The 5,654-nt window shown below is 39.8% G+C and carries 3 protein-coding genes; 1 reads left to right on the top strand and 2 read right to left on the bottom strand.

Translation table 11 applies throughout. The features are described from left to right. Nucleotides 1-576: 576 nt before the first annotated feature. Complete coding sequence (locus I593_RS03885) at nucleotides 577-2,532, top strand: alkyl/aryl-sulfatase (RefSeq protein ID WP_004870594.1); 1,956 nt, start codon at nucleotides 577-579, stop codon at nucleotides 2,530-2,532. A 232-nt stretch (nucleotides 2,533-2,764) separates the two neighbouring features. Here the strand turns inward: I593_RS03885 and I593_RS03880 are convergent, their stop codons facing one another. Both I593_RS03880 and I593_RS03875 read right to left on the bottom strand, forming a co-directional pair. Then, nucleotides 2,765-4,579, bottom strand: a complete 1,815-nt coding sequence (locus I593_RS03880; protein WP_016165285.1) for a relaxase family protein — start codon at nucleotides 4,577-4,579, stop codon at nucleotides 2,765-2,767. Then, nucleotides 4,569-4,970, bottom strand: a complete 402-nt coding sequence (locus tag I593_RS03875) for a MobC family plasmid mobilization relaxosome protein (protein WP_016165284.1) — start codon at nucleotides 4,968-4,970, stop codon at nucleotides 4,569-4,571. The genes I593_RS03880 and I593_RS03875 overlap by 11 nt, the downstream gene beginning before the upstream one ends. Nucleotides 4,971-5,654 lie beyond the last annotated feature (684 nt).

Genomic DNA, 5,654 nt, shown 5'->3' with positions numbered 1-5,654 from the left:
ACTATCGCTACGATGCACCAGTGACACTTATTCCCTCCACATGCACCGCATATCTTCCTTAAAAAGGATGCACAGAAGCTGATAAGGCTCGAATACTGTCTATGTATTGCTTATTGGATGAACGAGAGTCAGGTAACGAAAGACTTTTTACTGATACAATGCTTGCCATTTTTTATCAATTTGATAGAATTTGAAAAGCGGTACAAGCCGAAAGGTGAAATCATAACGGTCGTCAAACCTTATGATCTTCGTTACTTGATGCTCGAACATCAAATAACTGCGTACCACCAAATTTAAGACAAAACCCCTCTAAGTTGCAAGACTCAGAGGGGTTTTTCTTTAGGTTTTAACAAAATTTTTATTTTTCTCTCCTACTAACTCATGCCCAATAAGGACTGCGTAGTTTTAATAAAAACAGGTATATTCTTGTAAAATATTATTTTATGATTCCATCATAAAAAATGATGGCTGTTATTATAATGTTTGAATTGAAAAGCTTCTATTAATTCAACACATATCAAAAATAGTATAGACAAGGAAATCAACATTTATGGATATTTTGAAGAAGGAAAGACAATGAAAGTTAAATTTTTAACGGTTTCATTGATGTTTATTTTGCCATTTTCTGTTTTTGCAGCAAATGGACAAGTCGAAAAAGCGGTCATTGAATCAAATAATGCGTATAAAACGAAATATAATTTAGACGATATGACAGAGTTTAATTATGCGCAAAAAGGCTTTATTGCCAAGCCAACAGGTCAAATTAAAAGTGAAAAAGGCAATGTGATCTGGGATTTTGATGCGTTTAATTTTTTAAATGATCCAGCACCAAATACTGTTAATCCTGCACTATGGCGACAAGCAAAGCTCAACAATAATGTTGGTCTATTTAAAGTGACAGATCGAGTTTGGCAAATTCGTGGTTTTGATTTGGCAAATATGACCATTATTCAGGGTGATACTGGCTGGATTATTGTGGATACATTAACCTCTAAAGAAACGGCTGAAGCAGCACTTAAATTTGCTAGGCAGCATTTAGGTGAGCAAAAAATTTCAGCCATTATCTTTACCCATAGCCATATCGATCATTTTGGTGGTGCATTAGGCGTTCTTTCTACAGAAGAAATTAACGCTAGAAAAACCCCAATTATTGCGCCACAAGGCTTTATGGAAGAAGCGACCAGTGAAAATTTGATGGCAGGTTCAGCCATGATACGTCGTGCGACCTATATGTATGGAACCTTTTTACCAAAGAATGCTGAAGGATTGGTGGATACAGGTTTAGGTAAGGCTGTTGCTGTTGGGAAAATGGGAATCCTTGAGCCTACACAACTGATCACCCAAGCAGAACAGAAAATGACCATTGATGGTTTGGATTTTGTGTTTTATAACGTGCCGGGTTCAGAAGCGCCAGCAGAGTTAACCTTCTCTATCCCATCACTGAAACTTTATAATGGCGCAGAAATTCTTTCGCATACCATGCATAATCTTTATACCCTCCGCGGTGCCAAAGTCCGTGATGCCTTAAAATGGGTAGGCTATTTAGACCAAGCAATGCAGCATGCCAAAGCATCCGATGTATTGATTGCACAACATCATTGGCCTGTCTGGGGCAATGACAATATTCAAGATTTTATTAAAACCCAGCGAGATGTTTATAAGTTCACACATGATCAGACGGTGAGATATATGAACTCTGGTTTTAATGGTGCTGAAATTGCCGAGAAAATTCAGCTTCCAGCGGCACTTGATCAAAAGCTATATGCGCATGGCTATTATGGAACCTTAAAGCATAATGTAAAAGCGATATACCAATACTATATGGGATGGTTCGATGCTCATCCTTCCAATTTAGATCCATTACCGCCTAAAGCTGTTGCAAAAAAATATATTGAGTTGGCAGGTGGGGAGAATAATGCATTAAAAAATGCGCGGGATGCCTATGCTCAAGCTGACTATAGATGGGCTGCCGAGATTTTAAAACATATTGTGTTGAATAACCCTCAAAACCAACAAGCAAAAGACTTATTGGCAAATACGTATCGTCAATTGGGCTATGCTGCTGAGGCTTCAACTTGGCGTAATTTCTTTTTGGTGGGTGCTCAAGAGCTACAAAATAATGTACCCCTACAAAATACATCTGATCCGAGTGATTTATTGATTCACACGCCAACTGAAAGATTTCTTGAAGCCATGGCGACAAATTTAGATGTGGAAAATTTAAAAAATGAAAACCAGTGTATCAATCTGGTTTTGTCGGATACCCAAGAGAATTTTTCATTATGGGTTGAAAACTCAATCATGCAGTTTAAGCGTCATGATGACAGTAAAGATTTGGCATCGGATTGCCCAACATTAACCGTAACCAAGCCCTTATATCTAAAAATGATTACAGGTCAAATAAAAGGGGTAAAAGTCCTGCTTTCTAACGAAAGTAAAGTCAAAGGCAATCCATTGGAAATTGGAAAATTCTTTGCAATGTTTAAACGTCCAGACTCAACTTTTCCAATTGTCACTCGACCAAATGATTAGGATGAAATGACTGGGCTTAAAGAACCCTACCAAATTAAAGTCTCCGCTTTTATGTGCACACATTAGTGCACATAAATACAAAATTAGTTTAATTATTTCAATAATTTACAATCAATAAAAAAGCCTAACTTGTCTAAGTCGGGCTTTTTTATTGATTCTTCACGTTTCACGCCTAATATTTAATCATTGTTCCATATTTTTGATTAGCAACAGTCGGAATCGAGCATAAACCCTACATGCCAAAATTCATGCCCCGATCTCGCTTAGGTTGGGGCTGCTCCATTTCCTTTTTCCGTTCCTTCATTTGGACGATATTCGCTTCAATAGTTCGGACGTTTCGAGCAAATTCTGCTGAGCTTTGGCTACTTCTGACGAGACTGAATGCTGTATGGTTGAGATTCTCTCCAGAACTTCTTCGTTGTTCGCTGTAATCTGGCTCATCTCTCGGACTTTGCCATTGATCTGCTCGGTATAGGTCGCTGTATTTTTTTCCAATTCGTGAAATTGTGTCTGTATTGTCGATAATGACTTTTGTGTTTGCACTAAGTCTGTCTGTACGCTCTCCATTGCCTTTGATTGTGCTGATAAGGCTTGGATAATTTTCTTTTGCATCACGTCTAAACTCTGCTGTTGCTGCTGCAACTGAGTTTGTTGTTGCTGTAATTGCTGCTGTTGTTCTTCGATGATTCTCAATAATTGTGTTTCTAATTCGGTCATCACTTAATACCCCATCGGCACCATGAAGTTGTTCTGCCAATCCCCTGCGTCCTTGTTGATCTGAATACATAGACGTTGGGCTTTGCTGTTTTGCTGTCTGCATGTGCTGAACGTCAAACTGCCCCCCGATCGGTTCAGGTGATCCACTCGCATTTGTTTCTCGTTGATGGTCATATTGAGTGTCCGTATCTCGTTGTACTTGCTTTTGCCCATAAAACCGAGCGCAATAATGAGAATAATTAAAATAGCAGCTCCCAAAATCATTGCCATATTCAAAGTGGTAAGCTGTTTCAGTAGGCTTTTGTTCTGAACTTGCTGTTCTTTTGTCTGTATCTGCTCGTTCATTTGCTTTAAACGGCTCAATTTGGACTGTAGCAAGGCTTGGTACTGGTCGAGCTGCTTCTCGATCTGCTGTGAGCTGTTCTGTAGGTTCTGCGCTAATTTCTCGTCTGACTGCTGGATAGCGGTCGCTGTGATATTGGCTCTTGTGCTCAAGCTGTCTTTGATAATCTGTGACGTTTGCTCGATACCGCTCAGAAGTTGTTCCTCGGTACGTTGCAATTCGCTGTTGTACTTCTTGTCGATATTCGCCAGTAGCGCTAAAGCCTTGCTCATAAACCTCTCCACTTAAACGGATAGGACGTGTTGCGCCCTCGTATGGATTTTCGATTGATATTGATTTTTGGGTTTGTCGGGTGACTTTGATTTCATTCGATTCAAGCCATTCAACCAATTTTTGCCGATCGGCAACTTTGCCATCGACTACAGCTTGGTAAATCCTTTGGTGTAACTGATCTTTAAAATCCTTCACATCCTTGGGTAAGTTCTTCTTATTGATTAAAAGCTGCTGATTGTTCGGATCATCGGGATCATATAGTTGATGTTCTGCATTGGTAATCTGCTTAAACAGATCCACTCGATCTAAATCCACTGGCGCATAAAATGGCTGTAGCCGTTTGCCTGTCGAAAGCTCAACGTTTGGAATCACAAAATTCAGCTCAAGCCGTGTCTCTCCAGTATCTTGATTCACCTTATCTTGGTGCTGTACCCATAAAATTTGGTACTGATCTTTATCGAGACCAGGGAAAAGGCATTCCTCAAAATTTTGCATGATTTTCTGTTTATCCTGGTCAGATAAAGCATGCTCGTAAAAGGATAAACAACCACTGGTATATTTCTTGGCAAAAGGACTGCTATCAATCAGTTGAGCGGTCAAGTCAACATCACCACTTAAAACCTGTGCATGTTCTCGCTCTCTATCTTCACCAAGCAAATAATCTAGACAACCTTTAGATAATCCTGAACCATGTCTAAAAAAATCAACGATCATCTGGTCGTAACTCCCGAAGTTGTTGATCTATGGAAATCAACAAATGAAGTAACTTCACTTTGTCAAAAGTACCTGTCCCTGCAATATCCGTATTAATCGCTTTGGCAATCTGATTCACGTTATTACCAATTCGACCAAGTTCTAAAATTAACACTCGCTCTGTCTTGCTATACGAAGATTCAACAACCTTTGTTGCTTTAATTTTTTGGTCATCATCTGCTTTGGAATTATAAATCTTTGTTGCTTTATCTACTGCTGACTGACGTAGCAACTTTGCGATTGAACCAAAAGGATTATTGGCATCGAGCAATTGATATTCTGATTCTGAAAGTCTGACTTTAAACGTCCGTTCCCGTACTACTTTCTGTTTAGTTACTGAATCTATTTCCACTTGAACAATCCCATTCTTGGTCTAACCGGTTTAGAGGAAAATCTTTGATTTTTCTGTTTAAAGCTTTTCGGGGGTATCGGGGGTGAAGCCCCTGATCAAGGTCACAGCTTAGCACTATTAAACGAAGTGAAATAGGGGTAACTGTGTATCCTTGCTTATTTAAAAAGGGAAAGAATTATTTATACTAAAATTTAATCAAATGATACAGTATATAAACCCTAATAAGAACTGGCATAAATCTTGTAAAACAAAATGCTCTCAACTCTCTTTCAACGTCCCCACATCCCTCGCTTTGCTCGGGCTGATGGTGAACGTTGAGAGAGTTTCGGCAATACTCTCCCTAAGGGCTGTCATTCAAAAAATAACACATCCCCTAAGTATTGCCGATTTAACCTGATTAGGCTGACGGAGCCACGCATCGGTCGTATCCGCACCATGCTTCACATACATGGCAGACAAGGACTAAAGGTACTGCACCTCTCCCCACGCGCTCCCTGTCGAAGTATGGTGGTATCTCTGCGAGGATTGCTCCAACATGCAACTTAACCAACCTATACAACTACTCTCAACGCTCCGCTTTTGTGGGATTCCCCTGTAACGGTTCAGCTCCTGCTTCTCAGCTTTCACTATCGCTACGATGCACCAGTGACACTTATTCCCTCCACATGCACCGCATATCTTCCT

The organism is Acinetobacter tandoii DSM 14970 = CIP 107469 (assembly GCF_000400735.1).
Taxonomy (GTDB): Bacteria; Pseudomonadota; Gammaproteobacteria; order Pseudomonadales; family Moraxellaceae; genus Acinetobacter; species Acinetobacter tandoii.
The sequence above is the reverse complement of the archived record's forward strand: the minus strand, read 5'-3'. Positions and strand labels throughout refer to the sequence as shown.

Coding starts and splice junctions, on each gene's coding strand:
- I593_RS03885 (WP_004870594.1), top strand. CDS start 577: ATGAAAGTTAAATTTTTAACGGTTTCATTGATGTTTATTTTGCCATTT.
- I593_RS03880 (WP_016165285.1), bottom strand. CDS start 4,579: ATGATCGTTGATTTTTTTAGACATGGTTCAGGATTATCTAAAGGTTGT.